The following is a 22,600-nucleotide window of genomic DNA, read 5'->3' on the forward strand; positions in this document are numbered from 1 at the left end:
CTGTTAAGGGCTAGTTTATTGTGCGTTTGAGGCCAAAAATAATCGTCGGTTACGACGAGCTCGCCACGCTCTGGCTTTTACGGCTTCTTGAAGATAGTTAGGCGGTATGGGTTTAATTAAAAAATCATCGCCGCCATGAGCTAGTGCAAGTGCATGTGTTGAGGGATCGGTTTCTACAGATAAGAATAATATTGGCAGCCACGAAAGCTCTTCGTCTTCTCTTAATACCGCAGCAATTTCTGGCCCACTTGCTTCTGGCATGTAAACATCGAGTAATAGTACATCTGGCATAAATTCTCGAACTCTATCAAGCACATCAAGTGGGTGGTTAATACCTTCAACCACCATGCCTGCAGCTTCTAATGCTATGACAAACGCTTGTAAAGTATATTCATCGTCATCTACAACGATAACTCGGTAGGGATCTTCACCACATGGTGCGCAGAGTTCGTCTGTTAAACGGTTTAACTGCTCGATATTAATTGGTTTTAATAAATAACGACTTGCTCCAGCTCGAAAGGCAGTTAGGCGGGCTTGCATGCTATCATGTTTGGAAATAAAAATTGAAGGCAGGTGTTTATCTAGTTCATGCCGCAGTTGGGCTAAAATTTCACCGCCGGCAAAAGCTCCCCCAGGAAAGTCCATATCCATTAAAACCAAATCGGGGGATTGATTTTGTCGGCAGGCGTCCGCAAAGGCTTCTGGTGTTGAAAACTGCTCTGCGGTATATCCATTCGATTCTAATGAACAGGCTAATAAATTAGTTAAGGTTTCGTCATCGTCAACAATGAACACTAGCTTTTTTTCTGAGTCAGGATATTCACATTCCAACTCATCGGCGGGTTCAACTTCTCGCATTTCTGCGATCTGTTCTAAATCTTTGATTGCAATACCAATTAAGTTCCATTCTGCTAACTTTGGAGTATCAAACTCAACTATTTGTTTGAGTTGCTGCATTAGTTTTGATGTCGCATCAGATAACGGTTGCCAGCCTAAAGTGCCTGAAGTACCTGAAAGCTTATGTAATAATGCGAATAGCTCTGACTCATTATTTTCTTGCCAGTTATCTATATTAACCCGATTAAATGCAGATTCAATTTCTAAAAGGCGATTCGGAATTTCTTTTTGAAAGTCAGCAGAAATTTTAGATAATTGTATATTAAAATCATTATTCAAAATGTCTCTCGCTTGTTAGTGGTTTATTTAACCATAAGGCTAAAAAATCTGTGACTGGCTGGGGCTTACTAAAAAGGTAGCCTTGCATTTTAATTCTTGCAAGTTTATTCAAAAATTCCGCTTGTTCTTTATTTTCCACACCTTCAGCGACTACTTGTAAATTAAGATGTTTAGCTAGTGATAGCATTGTCTCCACAACTGCTGCATCGTTTGGATCAATGCAAATATCTCTGATAAAGGACTGATCGATTTTTAACTCTTTAAGCGGTAATTTTTTGAGATAGCCAAGATTTGAATAGCCCGTTCCAAAGTCGTCAATTGAAAAGTTGATACCTAATGCCGCCAACTCTGACATGATTTTTGCTGTTGCAGTAGTATCTTCTAAAAGTAAACTTTCAGTTAACTCTAAAGTTAATAACGAAGGTGACGCTTGGGTAGTTTTTAAAATATGCTTTACAGTGCTAACGAAGTCTGGCTCTCTAAATTGATGAGCACTGACATTCGCTGCAATAGATATTCCTTTTCCTTGTTGCTGGCAATCTGCAATAACCTCACAAACTTTAACTAAAACCCAATTACCGATAGCAACTATTTGTCCGGTATCTTCAGCAATAGGAATAAACTTTGCGGGAAGGATAAGGCCATTAGTTGGATGTTGCCAACGTAATAATGCTTCACTTGCTACAATCTGTTCATCGATATCAACTTGAGGTTGCAAGTAAATTTCAAACTGATTATTTTCAATTGCTTCTCTTAATTCATGTTCTATTTGGTATCGTTGACGAACCGCTTGAAACATGGATGACTCAAATAACAAAACAGAATTTCTGCCGGCCGATTTTGCTCCATACATTGCTGTATCTGCTTCGCGTAATAAATCTTCGGCTGTCTCCAAACCTTTAGGAAAGATAGTAACCCCAATGCTAGCACCAATGTAATGTTGATAACCATTAACAATTAACGGTTCATTCATCGAGCCTAAAAGTTTTTCCGCAGTTGATGTTGCCTGTATTTTTGCTGACTGAGAACTTGAGCCAAACCCTAAAAGTATTGCAACAAATTCATCGCCACCAATTCTTGCTAGAGTATCGTCTTCGCGTAATATACTCGATAGTCTTATCGCACATTCTTTTAGTACAGCGTCGCCCTGGCTATGACCATGTACATCGTTAATTTGTTTAAAGTGATCAAGATCGATAAATAGTAATGCCCCATAAGTATTTTGCCTTCTTTGACTGGCTAAAGCCATACTGAGTCGATCTTTTAATAAGGCTCTATTTGCCAAGTTAGTGACAGGATCATAAAAAGCTAATTGTTTTAATTGCTGTTGTGTTGCAATACTTTCACGGAGGTCTTTGAGTTGAAGCAAATAGCTTTCAGGTTTGTTTTGTGAATTTAAAATGGGTGTCACAGCTAACTCTACAGGAATAGAATCTCGAGGAGCGCCTTGAAAGTCAATTGTTCCTTGCCAAACTTGGCCAGTATTTACATATTGCCATATTTGTTTAAAAGAACTTTTAGTTTGCTTGTTTGTTAAAAAGGACGTGATTGGTTGATTAAGTAAGTCGTCGTTGTTTGCTGTAACCAGTCTTTGAAATGCTTTGTTAGCCATTGTGATCTTATTATTTTTATCGAGCATAAGTATTGGATAAGGTGAGTGTTGAATACCATACTTTAATTGGATTAAGTCAGTAGGAATATCTGCTTGTTGAAGCTCTTGTATCTGGATGGTTGGCGTATTTGGTTTTTCCATTTGTGATATCACTGTATGCTTAGATAAATTGTTATTGATTGTTGGTAGTGAACTTATTAATGATGCAGAAGATGGATAAACTTTTAATTTTAGCTGGTTTACCGAGGTTGATTGATTAGGTTTAAGATAAACATATTTCAAACCTTGGGTAAATTGTGTGATATTTTTTGAGAATGTTTTAAAATACCTTTTATGATAAGTATTTTCAGGAATGAACAGTTGAATAATACCACCATTATGATTGGCTAAAGCAATACAGTCTTCAGCCATTTTTTGCCAGGTTGCTTTACTGGTAGGGAAAGAATGAGATAATATAAGCTCATCTTTTGATAGTTTCTGTTCCATATTCAAGCCGTTATTCCATATTGCTGAAATGGCTATTAGCATGTTAAAAGATCGATTAGAGTTCAATAAAAATATAAACTCAAATATATATATTAATATTAGTCTATTTGAAGGCTAATAGGGGAGGAATTAATATCAAAGCTACGACTAATAATCTATTTAAAAATGCATTTATATAATATAAAAATAAAAAAGATGATAGAAAAGTATAATAGTTTTAGTTTTTATATAAAAATGGCTAAGAAAGTATTTCTTTTATTGCGGATACCAAATTGGAGGCAAGTGCCTGATCTTTTAAAATAGTCTTTGAAATTGAAAATTGGTCGAGATCAGACTGTTTTTTACTACTAACAAAAATCACCGGAATATTCTGATTTTGAGATTCTGAATGGCGTAGAGCGGCTAATAAAGCAACACCATTCAAATCACGCAGCTCTCGACCTAAAATAATAAAATCGAAAGGTTCTCTTATTAAATTAGCCAATGCTTCAAGTCCACTACTATTAATCATTAATTGAACAGATAGCTGATTTAATGCTTGCAAATAAAGACTAGCCATCATAGATGAGCCTTCAACAATTAATCCTAATTTTTTTTCTTGGTTATGAAAGCTCATTAGACGATGAATTTCAGCTTCAATATTGGCAAATTCTGTGCTTTTTTGAGATATTGCTATTGATGCTACTTGTCTGAGTAGATCGGTATAAGCTAAAGCTTGCGATGCATAAACTTGATCAAAAATATTATTACTTTTAGAAAAAACTAAAAAATTTTCAAATTGATGACAGAGCGTTGTTATTATTGTTAGGCCGTGAGTACCGCCTGAACCTTTCAAACTATGAATCTGACGAAATAATTCATTAAATAAAGTTTCATCTTCCGGTGATTTTTCGAAGCCTAGAATCAGTTCATCAAGACTATCACAACGTTCAGGAAGTTCATTTAAGAAGTCACTTCGCATTTGCTCAAGTAAAATTTGAAATGACTCTAAACTAGCCATGTGTATTAACCCTTTGAAGGAAGTTTTTTTGCATTGACTACTCTATTTCTACCGGCTTCTTTGGCCGCATATAAAGCATTATCTGCGACGATTAAAATTTCTGAGCCATTGTAACCTGGAAAATCATTATTAGCCGCAACCCCTATTGATATTGAACAAGAAAATATTTCATTTTCGTGACGAAATTTTATTTCAGAAAAGTATTTACGTATATCTTCCATAATTTTGATGGTGAGCATTGCATCACAACCAGGAAGTACGACTACATATTCTTCTCCACCATAACGACCTATAATATCATACTGGCGCAATCTTTGACGTAATAACATGGCAACAGCACAAATCACAACATCTCCTGTTGCGTGCCCATACTTATCATTAACATTTTTAAAATGGTCGAGATCAAGCATTGCAATAGACACAGGCGTTTTGTTTCTTGAAGCTCTATTGACTTCACTTTCAGCCGCATCTTTAATGGATGAATGTTTAAGCAACCCGGTTAAACTATCTCGTGTGATTTGAGCTTCTAATTGCCGTGAACGTTCTATTCTGCCTTTTATTGCTGCAACGAGCTGCGCATTAGAAATTGGTTTAGTTAAAAAATCATCAGCACCATGTTTCATTGCACTTATTTGTTTATCTAAATCCGTTTCAGAAGAAAGAAACACAATGGGTAAACTGGCCCAATTATCATATTGTCGAAGTACTCCAGCTAAATCGGGGCCTGTATAATCAGGCATATATAGATCCATTAAAATTAATTCCGGGCGAAAGGTCGATACTTTATGAATAATATCTCTAGAGTTTTCTAAAATTTCAGCATTAATACCTGCTGCTAAAAAAACGAGCTTGTAGTGTTCTGCTAAATGCTGATCGTCATCAACAATAAGCACTTTTTGAGCAGGACTGATTTTTCGTTCAAATATTTGTACTATTCGATTAACCAGGCTTGGCACATCTAATGGCTTTATAAAAAAACCTTCTGCGCCCAAGCGTGCAGCATTAATTCGTGTATTAAAGTCATCAGAGGCTGACATAAAAATAAGTGGAATATCGATATTTTTCAGTTTGGGTATCAGTTGTGTAATATCGATAATGCTTTTATTGTTTTTCTCGAATATTATACCCGTAATAATAAGATCTGGAGACGCTGTCTTTATAGCTGTATTTACATTTTTTAAGTCATCAAATATTTTTGTTTGATAACCAAAAGATTCTATTTGATGTGATAGCTCTTCGGCTAACAAATCATCATTGTCAATGATCCAAATATTATACGATTTTTCCAGAGAAGGATTTGTTTGTGTATAAGTTAATATTGTTTTCTGCTGTTTTATTTCATTTAGCGTATTTTTTAATTCTAATACTTGACTACAGAACTCGTTGAGCTTTTTACCATTTGGTTTTTCTAATGGTTCATTGAGCCACGTTTTTATTTTTTGTTCTAATGGTCGAGTTTTTTCACTTAACTGGTTAAGGCCAAAGGTGCCTGCAGAACCAGTGATTTTATGTAATTTGGCATGTAGTTGTAGAAATAACTTTTCTTGTGGATTTCCATTCACGAGTTGTTTGGCAAGCGACTCTATTTCGGATAAGTCACTAGGTAACCGACTAACATAGTCTGCTTTTAATTGAGCTAACTTTTCTCTGATATTAGAGGTCTGTTCAGCTTTTTTCATTATGCACTTTCCAAATGGCTTGAACTTGGTTGGCTAACTCCATTGGATCAAATGGCTTAGCAATAACGTCAAGAGCGCCTAAAGATTTAAAGTGTTCTATTTCTGAAGGTTGCACTTTTGCTGTCATAAAAGCAACAGGTATATTCTCTAAGCTAGGTAAGTTTCTTATTTCTTTAAGTGTAGTGGGGCCATCCATACCAGGCATCATGACATCAAGTAATATTAAATCAGGGTTGAACTCAATAACTTCACTTAGTGCTTCTTCTCCTGATGAACATACTTTTACGGTAAGCTGGCCAACCATTTCTAACGCAAGTTGTGCTACTTTTTGTATATCAATTTCATCTTCGACATAAAGAATTTTTTGTAATTTAGTCATTAATATATTCCTTATTCTATTTTGTAAATGTGAATCTTTTCAATAATGCCTTTAATTCTAAAGGCGAAATTTGTGATTTTAGTAAATAGCCATCGGCGTTTTCTTTTTGTTTTGAAGTCGGCTCAGAGCTCGATAAAATAATTAATTTGCTAAAAAAATTGGTTCTTTTAATTTCTGAAATTACAGCGTTGTCAGAGCAGTCAGTTAAATTAGTATCCATTAAAATTAAGTTAAATCTGCTTTGGTTAAGTTGCTTTTTAGCTTGTTTTAACGTATTAACTTGTTTGAATTGATAGCCGCACCCTGCCATTTTCTTTATAACTTCATGCAGGTTGATATCTTTTTCAATATGTAACACTTTTATTGCATCAATGTCTTTTTTTATCAATAACTTTTCAACGGCTTCAATAAGCGCTGTATGTTTAAATGGCTTTTTTAACCAATGGTATTTTGTTGATATTTCTTTGGCTAACGGCGAGTTAGCTTCTGTTTCTGTTGAAATGATTAAAACAGGTACTTGTGATGTTTCTCTATTATTTCTTATTTCACGGAACAACTCTGCGATATTAACTTCGGGTAAGTCAGTTCCTAAAGTGATTGCCGAATATATCTGTTGTTTAAGCAATAATAAAGCCTGAACTTTATCGTAAGCAATATCAATACTAAAGCCAGACTCTGTTAATGTTTGGCTAATTAATTCTGCGACATCAAAATTATTTTCTATAACTAAAAGTCGCTTCGTGCTGGAATTCTCTGAAGCGGTTAGGTTATTATTTTTTTCGTTGTTTAGACTGTTTATATAGGGCAGTTTAAAATAAAATGTTGCGCCTTTCCCTTCGGTAGAGTCAAATCCAATAGACCCATTCATACGTTCAATGATTTCTCGTGAAATTGCTAAACCTAAGCCTGTACCACCAACTTTTCGTGTGTCCGATGAATCTGCTTGAGAAAATTTGTTAAATATTTTTTTATGGAATTTAGAGGGGATTCCTACTCCATAATCGCTAACAATTATTTTTATTTGTTTGTTAATTAACTTTAAAGATAAATCTATAGAACTATTTTTTGGCGAGTATTTGATGGCATTTGAAAACAAATTAGATAAAACTTGCATGAATCGATAGCTATCCACTCTTATTTTTACATCTGGAATTTCATCAATTAGTTTAATCTCTACGTTATGTTTTGTTGTGTAAGTCTGGTTAATTTCGATTGCTTTTTTAATGAGCGGAGCAATGTCATATAGCTTTAACTCAAAGCTCATTTTTCCTGCCACCAGTTTTTCCATATCTAATAAATCATTAATTAGAAACGTTAGACGCTTGCTGTTTTTCTGAGCAACATCCAGCATTGATTTAACTGGGTCGGGTAGTTCACCGAGACGCCCACCATTAATCAAACTTAAGGCTCCTGAAATCGAGGTTAATGGTGTTCTGAGTTCATGACTAACAATTGATATAAATTCTGTTTTCATTTTCTCAATACGTTTACGTTCTGAAATATCCCTAACCAGACCAACATACATAGGTTTATGCTTACGAGTTATTTCTGAGATAGAAACTTCCAATGGAAATAATGTACCATCTTTATGTTTACCTTCCACTTCACGGTTATAACCAATCGCTTTAGATGAATTTTTTTTCTGGTAATTAGCAATATACATATCGTGATTGTCTTTATAGGGACTAGGCATAAGACAGTTAATATTTTGACCGTGCAGTTCTGTAATAGAATAACCAAAAATTCTTTCTATCGATGGATTGGCAGAATCAATTAAGCCGTCTTGATCAATTGTGATAATGCCATCAACCATGTTGGTTAAAATGGCGAGTGTATGTTCGGCTTGATCCCTTAGAGCTTGTTCATGATTTTTTTGACGAGTAATATCAATCGCTGTTGCGTAAAGTTTACCTGTTGATACATCCGGAGCACAATTCCACATTAATGTTATATAGTCATTATTTTTTTTACGATAACGATTAGTAAAAGAAACCGTCGGCATACCATAAGACAGTTTTTGAACCTCTTGGTTTGTGGCATCTTGATCTTCGGGGTGAATAAAATGAATAAATGGTTGGTTGAGTAATTCTCTGTTTGAATAACCTAATTTTTTTGAAAAAGTAGAGTTTACTTTTTCAAAGTAACCGTTGACGTTTGCAATACATAAAAAATTAAGAGAAAGATCAAAGAAGGATTGCAATTCTTTACGTGATTCCTCTAAAAGAAATTGAGCATTTTTGCTTTTGGTTACATCAGTGTGTGTACCATAAATTAACAAAGGCTTGTTGTCACTTGTTTTACTATGAATTTGTCCACGATCATGTACCCAAACCCAGTGCCCACTTTTATGTCGCATGCGGTACTGAAAATCATAATGATCAGTTTCACCTGAAAAGTGTTGTTCAAGCTGTTGGTTTAAAATTTTTAAATCTTCTGGGTGGGTTAAGTCAATCCATCTTTGCCTATTTAATGGTGCAAGTTCTTCTAAAGTGTACCCAATGATTTCTGCCCAACGTTGATTGAAGAGTGTTTTGCCTGTTTGAACATTCCACTCCCAAGTACCCGTGTTGGTTCCTGTTATTATTGCTTTAAGTCTCATTTCACTTTTTAAATGCATTTTCTGAATTTTAGATGCATGAACCAATTGGCTGACACTGGCTATCAGTGGGTGTAAAAAGTTAACAAGGCTTTCACCTATTAATGTCTGTCGATTAATAATTCCAATAATAGCGACTACCTCATTGGCATGAAAAATAGGAATACCTAAGAAATTATTAATTGGTGGATGTTCTATTGGTAAGCCATTAGCAACAAGCGACTTATCTGATTCGTTTAAAATAATAGGACCTGTACTCATAACGACCGAGCTTAATAGATTATTTTGCCCAGTTAATTGTATTTTTTCTGGTGGCTTTTCACTCATATTGGTTTGACTAATTGAAAATAAATTGATGTAAGTTTCATTTTGTTCATTGGAATAGGTTTCACCAATAAATCCATACTGACTATTGGTTAAGGGTAATATATTTTTTAGTAAGGCATAAAAATATGAAAACTCATATTGTTGAGCAATAAATTCAGATTGAGCCTCTGCTATTGCTTGACCTAATAACTGATTGAGTCTTAAGTCTTCTTTTTTCTGGTTTAATTCGATTTGATTGAGTTCATTTTCGACACAATCAGCTAAGTTGCGCAAAATATCTTTTTGATTTAAAGTGAGTTCTCTAGGTTGATTGTCTATGATGCAGAGAGTACCTACTCGATATTCTCCAATATGTAATGGGGCGCCGGCATAAAAGCGAATATTCGGAGGGCCTGTAACCAATGGATTATCTGCAAAGCGATTGTCTTTTGTAGCATCAGGAATACAGAATATGTGTTCATCTAAAATGGCGTGGCCGCAAAATGAAATGTCTCTTTCTGTTTCTAGCGCATCTAATCCTTGACGAGATTTGAACCATTGTCGATTGCTATCTACTAATGAAATAAGTGATATTGGTGTATTAAATATTTGTTTAGCCAATAATGTTAAGCGATCAAACCGTTTTTCTGCTGGAGAATCAAGAATGACAACGTCTTGTAACGCTGCTAACCGTGATACTTCATTGTCAGGTATTTTCGGTGGCTGCATTAAGTTAAAGGCTCTATTGAATAATATAAAATAAAACTCTCATTATTATCAAACCTTGAGATGTATCGAAATTTCTTAGTCTCCGTTTGGTATAATTGAGAGGTTATTTTTTTGAATGTTTTGCAACTTATTATAAGTTTAGTACAGATCTAGAAGGAAGTGAGAGGCTTTCTTCTGAGCGCTATTATAAAAGTAACTAAAAGCCAAATGATTTTGTCTAATATATTGATTTAAAATGATTATTTTGATATTTGTTTGATTGACGGAATAGCTTGAATAACAGAGAATTAGTTGTTTTATAGGTTAAAAATTCTCGGAAAAGCATTGAACTTGCTTTTTAAATAATAAATTTAAGGCGCTACAATGCTGATGTTCTTGGTGAAATTTTTATCGATAATCAGACGAATATCATTATCTATTTAACTCAGTTTGCATTTTTGAGTAGAACACGCATATAACTGTTAGTATTAGAAACTATTAATGTAAGTAAATTTTGTGGGGAGTTTATGGAGCAAGAGTTAAAAAAAGAATTTGAGCAGTTGCAGGTTGTATATGACGTTGTGATTAATTTTTTTGTTAATTACAGTTTTCAACTGTTTGGCGCATTTCTTGTATTATTAATTGGTTTGTTCGTTGCTGGACGAGTGGCTAAATTAGTATTGCGTCTTTGCAGTGCTAAACAAATCGATATAACACTTTCACGTTTTATTTCAAATATTGTCAGAATTGTTATTATTGCAATGGTTGCTGTTATTTGCCTTAACAAAATTGGAATTAGTGTTACGCCTTTTTTAGCTGCAATTGGGGCTATCTCTCTTGGCGCAGGTCTTGCTGTTCAAGGCTTGCTTTCTAATTATAGTGCTGGGCTTAATATTATTTTAACACGGCCTTTTGTTGTAGGAGACACAATTAATGTGCAAGGGGTGAGTGGCCAAGTTAGAGATATTTTGTTGGCTCATACTGTACTAGTCACTGAAGATGATGTTGAAATTACGATACCAAACAAACATATTGTTGGTGAGATTTTGCATAATTCTCATGACGTTTCTTTACTTGAATTATCTGTAGGGGTTGCCTACAGTAGTGATTTAGGACATGTAACAGAACTGCTGACTAAGGTGATAAAAAGTCATCCCGACGTTAATCAAGTCAAAGAGCCTATGGTTGGTATTTTAGGATTTGGTGATAGTAGCGTTGATTTGGAAGTTAGAGTTTGGGTAAACTCTAATAAAGTCAATGCATCACGGTTCGCAGTCAACAAAGCGATTTGGGATGCTCTCAAAAATAATCAAATTGAAATACCTTACCCACAACGTGAGGTTAAAGTTTTGTAATTATTGAATTCAATATATATACCTGACTCTACTGAAAATAAAGGCTAATGGAGCAGGTATATGTTTGAATAATTATCATACAACTCTACTTTTAGTAATTTTTTCTAGAGCTAAGAGGTTATAGGGTAGAATACTGATATTAAGTGTTTAGAGTTATTTTTAGCCGTATTTAAGAGTGAGAAATCATTTATATTTGTGATGCCTTATCTTTTGCCTGTAAGCTTTTTCGTCAACTCAGGATAATCACTATTGTCTGCGAGCCAGATATTAATAAAGGCCTGACTGAATTCGGCGTCAAACAATGAGCCAATGAAGTTTCGGTTGTAATAAAAGTGGCTATTATGTTGGCGATCAATATAAAACTCAATAGTGTCTTTTTTATTTACGTTAGGCCATATGTATTTTAGTTGATCTAACCACTCTTTTTGTTTTTTTTCAGAAATATTAAAGTCTTGCCATTGAGACTTAGTTTCTTTTAATAAATCTTGTTGACTTATTTTTCTTTGGTAAGTTAATTTTAATACTAACGGTCTAGTTTCCTCATTATATTGGCCTGTGAGAGAGTGAAGTTCTGCGTTGTAAATATCCCACCATAAAATACTTAAGCTTGCCTGGCCGACTAATTTCAATTGGGTCGGTAAGTGGGGCGTTGAAGCTGCTAATGGCTCTGCGTTTAAAGTCAGATGTATTAAACCTAAAATAATGAGTTTTTTCATCAGTAATCAATTGGTTAATTCAATTGAGCTGTATACGTTAGTTTTACTTTATTAGATCACTTATGCTTAGAAAATTTCACACAGTCCTTTATAAAACTTATCCTTACAGGCTGGTGCAGTATAAATAATTTTTGCAAAGTCGCCTGCTTTAACCCGTAGAGCGCTTTCTCTTGATTTTACTTGAACCCACGCTTCTCTATATTGACTGTCCGTTTTCATAATAACTCCTCTGGCTATTTCACTACTAAAATCATATTGACTTGGACTATTGGTTGTTTCGGCTTCATCACGCATAATTACCACTTCTAGACCTGGACGAGCCCCTTCGCTTTTACCAATGGAAAGCCGAAAAAAGTTATCTTTTTGATTGTTTCCCCAACGGTACTCGATAACTTTTGCTTTAGGTGAAAATAATGTTTTTATATCTGAGCCATAGTATTTGGCGGCATCTTGTATTGATGCAGTTATACTGCTTTCTAATAATGCTTGATTAAAAGGGCATTTAGCATTATTGGTATCTTGGCTAATGCTTTTATTTCCTTTAATTTTTACAGACTCTTTTAATTGAAGTTTTTGCATATTGTATATATTAACCAGACTTTCAAAGTTTGTTTTGTAAGAGCAACTTGCTGGAGTTTTATAGGTTTTTCCTTTCTTATCTTTGCTGCTGCTTGCTCTGCTAAATGATGATGATAAGTCGATACTGGTAATTTCGGTTGATATAATGATATCTGGCACTTTTGATTTAAAGCATTGACGTCCTAGCGCATACCCTTGATTTTCGCAGCGTTTTATTTCGCTAAGAAGTTTCTTTTGTAGCTCTCTATCAATTATTTCTGCGCCTGTGCTGGCAATAATTTCGGCTAATTTTCCATCTAAAATACGGTTGGCAGATTTTTCTTTGGCAATCTCTAGCTTGCTTTTACTGGGGACAATTAATACTTGAGTTCGTTTTGATTGTGCTCCAGAGATATTTTCACGAAGCATAATTTTTTTATTGGGGTAATCTTGCATTTTTAACATTGTTTTACAGCTAGATAATAAAAGTGCTATAGGCATTAATAGATATATAGACGGAAAAAATTTCATAATAAACTATTCCTTTTTTTAATATTAAAAAGTTTAATGAGTTCAATTGGGGTGAGTGTTGGAGGAGTAAAAGATTGCGCATTTTTAATCGCTCTTTTTTCACTTAATGTTGACTCTCCATAAGCAATATATTCTTTTTCTAGGGCTTGGTTATTATTTGAAATGAGTGAGTAATAAATATTTGCACTATACACACCATCAATATGCGTTAATTCAATTTGACTGTTAATATAAATAATGGGTTGATTCGTTGTGTTTGTTGTTAAGCGAATCACATTATCGATATCTTTTTGCTTTAATAGTTCACTCAGTTTATTCGCAAATACTTTCGCATGTTTATCCGGTAACAATATTAATTGATGATTTTCTACTTTTGATAGTTTTACTGTTTTATCAGGAGGCGCTATCGTCACGGTGTTTGCATTTATGGGATAAGCTTGATTTTGATCCAACTTTCTTTCAACGATAGTAACTTTTTCTGGTTTTAGTTCAGGGTTAATTAGTTTCAGTTGAGTTTGTTTAGTTTGAGTTGGTTTAGTTTGAATTGATTGAGAACCTGAAGAGTCAGAGTTGGGTAATTGTTTTGGATTACTATTATATGGTGGTGGCTTGGATGGAGGGGCGTAAAAGGTTAAATACAAGGATAATATGCCAGCAACCGAAGCTAAAAACAAGATTAATGCGTTAACTTTTGAACCTATCCAGGTAATGGAGTGCCAGAGTTTTTTGGTGAAAATGTGTAAGTTTCGTTGTTTTAATGATTGGTTGCTTGGCTCTGCCATTGTTACTGTCCCTAGCTTAAAGTCTATGTTTTTTCTACATTACCCACTATGATTGAGTTTTTATTAATCAGGTATTTCGGATTTGGATATCGTCTTTGTCCTTTAAACCGACTGACAAGCTGACTAATGTATATGAGATGGAATGTTCACCTATCTGTCCATAGTAGCCTTTGAGTATCTCTCTTTTACATGGATGTGTCTAGTTTGTCGTAAATAATATTAGTGAAACTTTGAGATATTTAGCTAGATTTATTCTACAATAGAACTGCTCAAGCCGTTTTTGTGGGTGACCTGTTTATATTGTTAGTATTAAATTAAACTTATCATTTGTATCTACGACTGTGTGTTGGTTGAAACTATTGATTATTTTCAAGGTTGAGTATTTGACGAACTGTATTAATTAATTGCTCATTAGTTGTTCGAGATTTAGTTAATGTAACATTAATTTTATCTATGACTGACTGACTTGGTGTAAATGCAGAAAATACAATGATTGGTGGTTGATTTTTTTCTAGCTTTTCTAATAGTTCTTCTCCTGAGCCATCAGGTAAGTCAAGATCAAGCAAAATCAAATCGAAATGTTGTTTAGCTAATAACTCTTTGGCTTCAGCTAAGCTTGTTGCTTGACTAAACTTTACAAAGTCTTCTAATACTGAGCAAGCGACTTGAATCACATCTGTATCATTTTCAATATGCAAAATATGAGGTCGAGCGATTTCACTTAATGTATAAGTTATAGATTTTTTTAAGTCTTTTTCATCAATAGGTTTTTCTAACCAATCAAAAATTCTATATTGGTCGCAATCGAGTGTAAGCTCATTTTTTAAAGGAGTAGTTGAAATAATAATGATAGGTAGTTTATTATTTTTATATTCCTTTTTTAGATTTTCTAATAGTTTCAGACCGTCAAAATCAGCTAATTGAGTATCAAGTAGTAATAATTGATAAGTTTGTTGTTTTAATTTATCTAATGCATCTGTTACAGTTGAAACTATTGTACAGTTATAACCTTCCAATTCAATCATCTGTGTTAAAAGCTTGGCTATTTCTGTATGAGGTTCACAAATGAGAACTTCGGCTTTCTCTTGTTGTTGTTTATTGTGGCTAATTGCTGGCAAATCAAAATAAAACCTTGTGCCTCGTCCTGGTTTTGATACATAGTTAATTGTTCCGTTATGTCTTTCGATAATCGCTTTGGCTATACTTAGACCTAAGCCGGTTCCTCCTTTTTGTCTGGTATCTGAGCTATCTGCTTGAGCAAAACGTTTAAAAATTCTATTGTGAAATTCTTTAGGAACTCCTGAGCCACTATCTTGTACCGTGATACGCCACTCTGCGTCTTTTCTATCAAGTAATATTTTAACTTTTTCATTGGCTGGAGAGTATTTGATTGCATTCGATAGTAAGTTTGCTAAAACTTGTTGAAGTCGATGTTCATCGGCAATCACAGAAGCTTCTTTATTATCATTTATAAAATACAAAGTGACAGAGTGTTTTTTTGCAAAAGCTTCATTATCTTCAATGCTACGCTCTATCAAATTAACTAAATTCACATTAGTAAATTCAAATTCAAGTTGTTCTGAGTCAAGCTTTTCAAGGTCAAGAATGTCATTAATTAATAAAGTAAGCCGTTCACTATTTCGGTGGGCTACTTCTAGCATGTTAAAAAATTTTTCTGGTAAATATTCTGATGCTTTTCCTAGTATTAGACCCAGTGCTCCCCGAATAGAAGTGAGTGGGGTTCTTAGTTCGTGACTAACAGTAGAAACAAACTCTCCTTTTAATCGTTCATTTTCTTTTCGTTCAGTAATATCTCGTACTATACCGGTAAATAGCTGACGACCTGCAACATGCATTTCGGCTACGGTTAATTCCATTGGAAATGTAGTGCCGTCTTTACGTTGCCCTGATATTTCTCTACCTATACCAATAATTTTTGCTTTGCCAGTTTTTAAATAATTATGAATGTGAATGTCGTGTTCTTTTTTGTACGGAGAAGGCATTAATATCTTTACATTTTTACCTACAACCTCACTTGTGTTATAGCCAAAAATTAGTTTTGCAGCAGGGTTAAAAGCTTCAATGATTCCTGCGCTATCAATGGTGATTATTCCATCTGGAACCGTGTTGAATATAGCTCGAATTTGACTTTCACTATCTTTTCGCTCTGCTTTCGATTTTTCTGCATTGGCTCTTTCAATTTCACTGGTTGCTTTGTCAAATGCCTTAGCTAGTATTTCAAGCTCATCACTCGTATTAGTTGGACTAACCGGGGAAATGCCTTTTTTAATTCGATTAGTAATTAAAATAATAGGTTTTGCCATTTGTTGGCCAATTTTTCGAGCAATAAATACCATGGCAAAGATGCCTACACAGCCTAATATACTGATATTGGTTAACCAGGGAATTATTTCTTTTAAAAGGTAACTAGAATCTTTAGCAAGTGTTAGTGTTGGCTGAAATTCAGTGAGCAACGTGCTTTTCGGTAGAGATGCTGTTGCTGTTATTTTGTTAGAAAAATTTTCTGGAAAAGTAGAGTGTTTCCAGTTGCTTGCTAAGATTAATTGGTAGAATTTTATTTTTTTTGTAATCGTTTTTGTAACCAATTGTGTTGCATCTATCCTTGCGATAATCCCGCCTTGAGTTGTTTGATAATAGTTAATTGGTTCAATGATATAAAGATCATTTTCTCTTAATAATATTTGACCTTTGCCTAGTGCTATTGTTGAACTGACTAGTTGTCGAGAAAACCAGGCTGTATCTTCTTTTTTACTGGCGACTAAAAGCTCTCCTGAGTAGTTGAATACAGCTGCTTGCTTTATATCGGTATTAAATGTTAGATCTTCTAAAGCAAATTTAAAGTAAGATGAACTCATGCTGGTGTCAATTAAGCTATTGATTGAAAGTGAACTGGCTGCAGTTCTTTTAACTGAGTTGAGTAATCCTTCTACTCTTAACTCAAAAGTTTTAAGCTGATTTTCTGCTTGTTTTTGTAGTTCACTTTGTTCAACATTTTTTATTCTAATGATTTCTATAATAAGCGTTGTTCCAACAACACTAAAGAAGAATAAGAGCAGAATGCTTAAAATCGTTTTTGAAAAACGGGTTGAAATGCTTTTTTTTACATCTGTTTTCATTTTATTTTTTAGGATGAAGATGCCCGTTTTTATATTCTGAAAAAATGAAACTGCTGGCATCTAAAGCATCGTGTTGTTCACTCGAAAATGGACGTTTGTAAGTTTTTAGAAGGCCTTTGTGGTATGAAATGTTTTCTAGCTGGTCGCGTAATACTTTCATATCAGTAGATTGAGACTGTATAATCGCTTTAGCTAAAATGTTGGTTAAATCATAGGCGTGAGCTGTACCAACAGGCGCAACAATTTCTTCATTTGATTTGGTGAAATACTTTTTATGATATTTTTTTGCTAGCTGTTTGACATTTTTTTTATCGTTGTTAATGAAACTGAAAGTTTGTAATACACTTAAGTCGATTTTATTCAATGCTAAAGATGCCATTTCTGCAAATTCAGAACCCGTAATACCCCAATGTGAAACGACGGAAGGTGGTGATTCTAACTTAGCTAAGTCATGGATAAACTTAGAGCCTTCAACCGGGTTGCCAACATAAATGATGACTTCAACATTTTTATTTTTTAGGGCTTCTATCTTTTCTGAAAAACTAGTTTCTCCCCAATCAAACCATTCTGTAGCTGTTTCAATATTGTCATGTTTTGACGCGGCTGAGTTTAGTGCTTTGAAATTACTTCTTCCCCATAAGTTATTAACCAAGAGAAAACCAACTTTATTGGATTTCTTTAGCGCTTCATTAAGCAATGCTTCGGCTGCGTATTCATCTCTGACAGAAATTCTAAAAACATAATTAGGTTTGAAACCATTGTCTATAATGGCGGTTGCTGCAGCCCAGGGGTCTAAAAATAGAATCTGATTTTCGTGAATGTAATTTAATTCTGATAAAACAACAGGACTACTAATTCCACCAAATACAGCAACTAAATTAGGTATTTTTTTAAACTCTTTTAAATTATCTAACCCCTTGGCTGGAATCATGGAATTATCTCTTACAACCAATGAAAGCTCTTTTCCTAATAAACCACCTGCTTGGTTGATTTCATCAATCGCGAGTTCTATGCCTCGCTTAATTGATAAGCCCGACATCGCTGAGTTTCCACTCATATCTGCATCTAAAGCTATTATGATTTGATTATCTTTGTAGGTTGTGTTTTTTTGATTTTGTTGAATGATTTGTTCAATTAATCTTGAACCAAAAGGTATTCTATATTTTTCGAGGACCGATATTGCCCTTTTTTCTAATTGCTTTTTTGTGGTTTCGTCAAACTGACTAATTTCTATTGATGTCATTTTTATTTTGTCGAGTATTTCGTCGTGCTGCTTACTGGATTCTTCTCTCTGATAGGTTGTGGCTTCGTTTACTGATTCGATTAGAGCTTGTTGTTGTCTCAAGGTTAATTTTTCAAATGAACTTTTTGATATTGCAAGCAGCTGTGATAAGTAACCATGATTTGATAAAATTAGATGTTTTTGAACATGATGGAATTTTTTTCCAAAAATAGAAGTAAGCGGGTTTTCTTGTCCATCAACAACATTATTTTTTAAAGCATCATATGTTTTACCAAAATCTATTGGTATTGCATCGGCTCCCCATTGTTTGAATTGTTCTTGTATAACAGGGCTTTCCATAATACGGAAACGTTGTCCAATAAAGTCTTCCATTTTTTTTATTGGTTTGTTGGACGTAATTTGTTTAAATCCGCTTTCCCAAAAAGCAAGACCAATTAAACCATGTGGTTTTAGCGTTTCTAGAAGCTCTCTGCCAACATGACCGTCTAAAGTGCTGTAAGCGGCTGTTCTATCTTTAAATAAATAAGGCAAATCGAAAATTTGCATTTTAGGAATTATATGAGATAGTTTTGCCGTTGGTGGTATTATAATATCTAATTCTCCACTCTGTGTTCTTGCAATCATTTGCCTATCATTACCCATTGATTGATCTGGATAAATTGAAATAATAACGGTTCCATTGGTCTTGTGTTTAACCAACTCCGCAAGTTTTAAGGCGGCTAGATGTTGAGCACTCTTGTCATGCATATCATGACCAAAACGTAACTGGGTAACTGGTGGAGTGTCAGTTTTTTGTGTTTGATTGCCAACTTCATTATCACAAGAGAAGATACTGATTAATGAGGTGAGGACTAATAATATCCTATAGTTCATAGTTAATAATTTCATGATTAATTAAAGTGATATCGTATGCCTAGTGCCGTGCCTTTGCCATCCAGGTTAGGATTACTGTTTTCAAAGCCATTGTATCGATATTCAAGCAGTAACCAAACATTATCACTGAGCTGGTAATTGAGTTGAGGTTCATAAACCCACTGGTTTTTACCATTTTTGTTGAAGTTGTAATCTGCAAAACCTGAAATATTGAAACCATCAGATATTTTATAGAAATAAATTAAACTTAATTGACCATCATTATGACTTTGTAATGGAAAGGCTCTTAGTTGTAACCACGCTGACTGCCCTAATATTTGCTTATAAGTTATACCAAAGCGAACTTGATGATTATTATTTCCTGGTGTTGAATCATTATATTCGAGTTGAAGTCCTAGGTGATCAACCCCAGTCCACTTGGCTATTTGATTATTGGATAAACGGTACTCAGAAAATGTTCGGCTTAAATCGTACCTATCGTCTGAGTTATCTTGGTTGCTATGAAAATCGGTAAAACCCCAAACAGAAAAACCATTGCCTAAATCATTATTTGAGATTTGAATGGTTGCTGTATTAAAATCCCTATTATCCCAATAATAGCTGGTTTGAATATCGTTATTCGCAATTAGCTGTGTGGGAAGGCTTAGCAAAGCGAATAAAAGAATTGACTGTAATTTGTCCATAATTGCAACCACAAGATAACTTAAGGTATGACTTTAGATTAGTCGGTTATTGGCTTTTTTTCTATTTTGTGAGCAAATTATTCGTGATTAATAGAGCGATTGCTTGTTATTTTACACAGTGGTAAGTTGTTGTTAAGGGTCGTCTGATAAATTTTGAGTCAATTTAATGAAGAATAATGATCAATGTGAGCACAAAGCAATGGCTGAAAAAATGCTCAAAATGCTGGTTGACTACAAAGAAATTAGCCAACTTGGTCTCCCTCAGGTTTTGCAACAAAACTCACCAAAGATTATTGCAAGAAAATTGCAGTTAGAAAAGTGGATTCGTTATGGTGGACTTAACAAGGATGAAATGGAACCATTTTTGCAAGATTATTTTGCTAATACGCAGCATATGCATCACCCGGCTTATATTGGTCATCAAGTAGCGACACCACATTGGGGAGCTAGTTTAGCAGATATGTTAAATGGTGTGCTTAATAATCCTATGGCCATTTATGAAATGGGGCCCGCTGCTGCGGTTATAGAAAGAGTTCTTATCAATTGGCTGCTTGAAAAGGTCGGGTGGTTTAATGAAGATAGCTTGAGTGATTTTCAAAAGCCTAAAAGTGGCTGCGGTGTTTTTACTCATGGTGGCTCTCTAGCTAATTTAACGGCTGTTTTAGCCGCTCGTTCTGCTCTTATTCCTCAAGCGTGGAGTGAGGGAGTGCCTAAAGACTGTGCGGTAATTGCGCCTGCGTCAGGTCATTACTCAATTGCTAGAGCTTTTTCAATTGCTGGTTTTGGGCAGTCTGCTATTTTTAAGGCTCCGGTTAGTCCGTTGGAAGTTTTATTGCCAGAAATGTTGGAGAGTACTTATCAGTTAGCCGTTGATTCTGGTCGACGGCCAATAATGGTATCGATCAATGCCTGTGCAACCGCAACAGGTTTATATGATCCTATTGATGAAGTGGCCGATTTTTGTGAACAACATAATTTGTGGCTGCATGTTGATGGGGCTCATGGTGCTAGCGCGCTTTTATCTGAGAAAGAGGTGCATTTAATGAAAGGTGTGCAAAGGGCCGACTCGCTGGTTTGGGATGCTCATAAAATGTTGCGAACTTCGGCTTTGTGTGCCGTTGCATTGTTTCGAAAACCAGAATATCTTGAAGGTGCATTTCAGCAAAAAGGAAGTTATATTTTTCATGAAAAAGAAGAAGTCGGTTTTGATGTATTACCATATGCAGTTGAGTGTACCAAAGGACCTATTGCGGAAAAGCTTTTTTGGGTGCTTGCTATAGATGGCGAACAACGGTTGGCCGAATATGTTGAAAGACAATATCAAATCACTCGAGATTTTTATCGTTTGATTTCTAGTCACGATAAATTTTATTGTCCTTATCAACCAGAATCTAACATTTTATGTTTTAAATACTTACCCGTTGCTGATAATGATAAGCAGCTGAAATTAAGATACTTAATTATTGAACGTGGTCATTTTTATATTACTTCCGCTGAAATTTGTGGCGTTAGATATTTAAGGATTGCAATTATGAATGAGTTGACGACAATAGATACAATACAAGCCCTTATAGAAGAGATAGAACGAGTTGCTAAAGAAGCCAAATTAGAGCAAAGTTAGATAGTGTAGTGGGATAGTATGGTGAAATAGTATGGTGAAATAGTGCGATGAATATATCGACTGATTTGTTGAGTCTAAGCAGCTATTGCATCGTAAGCTGTATTTTATTTCAAATACTAGACCCTCTGTTCTAACATTGTGTGACATGCTATTCTCGCTGTTAAACTATTAGATATATAAAAATGACAATGACGAAAAACCGCTGTATTGGATGTAAGAGAGATATTGCGTCTGGACATAAAAATTGTCCTTTTTGCGGCGCATCACAGAGTTTTGTTCGCTATCATATGAAGGGTGGCGTTTTTCTTTTATTAGCGATGGCTGCTTTAGTTTTCGGAGGCTATCAATATGTTGAGTCTTTTATTAAGCAAACCAAAGCCAATATTGCTAAACAAGCTCAAACAGAAAAACGAGCAACAAAGGAGAAAATACAACAGCTAAAAGTGATGTTAGAAAAGACCAAACAAGAGCTTGAATTGGCGAATCAAACGCTCTTGCAAATTGAAGAACAAAAATCGACTACTTCATCACAAGCTAATCAAGTTGTTTCACAGCTGAAAAAACAGTTAGTTACCGCTGAAGAAGTCGCTAAAAAACAAGAAGGGCGTGCCAGTTGGTTAGGAAGGGAAAATACGCGACTTAAAGCTGAGCTTAAAACATTGAAAGACAAAGTATCAGCAATCGGAGCGACAGCAAACTCCAAGAGTCCGTTATCTAATCAAGCGACACAATCTGTTGAGTTATTGAAAGATAAACTTCAATCTTATGAGCAACAAAAGCAAGCATTATTAAATCAAATAGATTCCAAAAAAAAACAGTTAGAAAGTAACTGGAATAAAGAGGCTAGTACGAACTCGTTAACGGCTGAAGTCATGGCTCAACGCGAACAACAACTTAAGCAAGTTGTGCAGAGTGAGCAAAACCAAGTGAATTTATTAAATCGCCAAATCAATGCAGTCAAAAAAAGTATTCAAGATATTGAACTAAGTAATGATTGAATGTTTTTTAATCAAGGTGAGCTCGATATTGATTAATCAATAAGCAATGAAAAATAGAGTTAATCTATTTTTGAGATATATTCGAAAAAAGTTATAAATGACAGTTTTTGTGTCTCATGATTTGATTCAGTTAGTCGGTAAAATAGCCGTTCTTAGTTTTG

The 22,600-nt window shown here is 34.7% G+C and carries 15 protein-coding genes; 3 read left to right on the forward strand and 12 right to left on the reverse strand.

Annotated features, from left to right (window positions below):
* Window positions 1-15 precede the first annotated feature (15 nt).
* From ACT5E3_RS05210 to ACT5E3_RS05235, 6 genes are all read right to left on the reverse strand, one after another.
* Complete coding sequence (locus ACT5E3_RS05210; protein ID WP_444997250.1) at window positions 16-1,176, reverse strand: response regulator; 1,161 nt, start codon at window positions 1,174-1,176, stop codon at window positions 16-18.
* Entirely contained in the window at window positions 1,169-3,274 is a 2,106-nt protein-coding gene (locus tag ACT5E3_RS05215) for an EAL domain-containing protein (protein WP_444997251.1), read from the reverse strand. The genes ACT5E3_RS05210 and ACT5E3_RS05215 overlap by 8 nt, the downstream gene beginning before the upstream one ends.
* Window positions 3,275-3,512: 238 nt before the next feature.
* Window positions 3,513-4,274 carry an Hpt domain-containing protein gene (locus tag ACT5E3_RS05220; RefSeq protein WP_444997252.1) on the reverse strand — a complete coding sequence of 254 codons (762 nt, stop codon included), beginning with the start codon at window positions 4,272-4,274 and terminating at the stop codon, window positions 3,513-3,515.
* Between the two features lie 5 nt (window positions 4,275-4,279).
* On the reverse strand, window positions 4,280-5,953 hold the full coding sequence (locus ACT5E3_RS05225; RefSeq protein ID WP_444997253.1) for a diguanylate cyclase: 1,674 nt from the start codon (window positions 5,951-5,953) through the stop codon (window positions 4,280-4,282).
* Window positions 5,940-6,332 carry a response regulator gene (locus ACT5E3_RS05230; protein ID WP_444997254.1) on the reverse strand — a complete coding sequence of 131 codons (393 nt, stop codon included), beginning with the start codon at window positions 6,330-6,332 and terminating at the stop codon, window positions 5,940-5,942. The genes ACT5E3_RS05225 and ACT5E3_RS05230 overlap by 14 nt, the downstream gene beginning before the upstream one ends.
* A gap of 16 nt (window positions 6,333-6,348) precedes the next feature.
* A complete protein-coding gene (locus tag ACT5E3_RS05235) occupies window positions 6,349-9,963 on the reverse strand; it encodes a PAS domain S-box protein (RefSeq protein WP_444997255.1) in 3,615 nt (1,204 codons plus the stop codon).
* Between the two features lie 506 nt (window positions 9,964-10,469).
* On the opposite strand from ACT5E3_RS05235, the gene ACT5E3_RS05240 reads away from it, so the two are divergent.
* Window positions 10,470-11,297 carry a mechanosensitive ion channel family protein gene (locus ACT5E3_RS05240; protein WP_444997256.1) on the forward strand — a complete coding sequence of 276 codons (828 nt, stop codon included), beginning with the start codon at window positions 10,470-10,472 and terminating at the stop codon, window positions 11,295-11,297.
* Between the two features lie 203 nt (window positions 11,298-11,500).
* Here the strand turns inward: ACT5E3_RS05240 and ACT5E3_RS05245 are convergent, their stop codons facing one another.
* The 6 genes from ACT5E3_RS05245 to ACT5E3_RS05270 all read right to left on the reverse strand — a co-directional run bounded on the left by ACT5E3_RS05245 (window position 11,501) and on the right by ACT5E3_RS05270 (window position 19,820).
* Complete coding sequence (locus ACT5E3_RS05245; RefSeq protein ID WP_444997257.1) at window positions 11,501-12,013, reverse strand: chalcone isomerase family protein; 513 nt, start codon at window positions 12,011-12,013, stop codon at window positions 11,501-11,503.
* A 66-nt stretch (window positions 12,014-12,079) separates the two neighbouring features.
* Window positions 12,080-13,102, reverse strand: coding sequence for a hypothetical protein (locus tag ACT5E3_RS05250; RefSeq protein ID WP_444997258.1), 1,023 nt, complete (start codon window positions 13,100-13,102; stop codon window positions 12,080-12,082).
* On the reverse strand, window positions 13,099-13,884 hold the full coding sequence (locus tag ACT5E3_RS05255; protein ID WP_444997259.1) for a hypothetical protein: 786 nt from the start codon (window positions 13,882-13,884) through the stop codon (window positions 13,099-13,101). Before ACT5E3_RS05255 ends, ACT5E3_RS05250 begins: the two co-directional genes overlap by 4 nt.
* Before the next feature lie 356 nt (window positions 13,885-14,240).
* Window positions 14,241-17,021: an ATP-binding protein gene (locus ACT5E3_RS05260; RefSeq protein WP_444997260.1), complete on the reverse strand. Its 2,781-nt coding sequence runs from the start codon at window positions 17,019-17,021 to the stop codon at window positions 14,241-14,243.
* A 1-nt stretch (window position 17,022) separates the two neighbouring features.
* Entirely contained in the window at window positions 17,023-19,137 is a 2,115-nt protein-coding gene (locus ACT5E3_RS05265; protein WP_444997261.1) for a DctP family TRAP transporter solute-binding subunit, read from the reverse strand.
* 17 nt (window positions 19,138-19,154) lie between these two features.
* Window positions 19,155-19,820, reverse strand: a complete 666-nt coding sequence (locus ACT5E3_RS05270; RefSeq protein WP_444997262.1) for a hypothetical protein — start codon at window positions 19,818-19,820, stop codon at window positions 19,155-19,157.
* 166 nt (window positions 19,821-19,986) lie between these two features.
* Here ACT5E3_RS05270 and ACT5E3_RS05275 point away from each other — a divergent pair, with 166 nt between their 5' ends.
* Entirely contained in the window at window positions 19,987-21,441 is a 1,455-nt protein-coding gene (locus ACT5E3_RS05275; RefSeq protein WP_444997263.1) for a pyridoxal phosphate-dependent decarboxylase family protein, read from the forward strand.
* A gap of 182 nt (window positions 21,442-21,623) precedes the next feature.
* Window positions 21,624-22,439, forward strand: a complete 816-nt coding sequence (locus ACT5E3_RS05280; protein ID WP_444997264.1) for a hypothetical protein — start codon at window positions 21,624-21,626, stop codon at window positions 22,437-22,439.
* Window positions 22,440-22,600 lie beyond the last annotated feature (161 nt).

The organism is Aliikangiella litoralis (assembly GCF_052495765.1).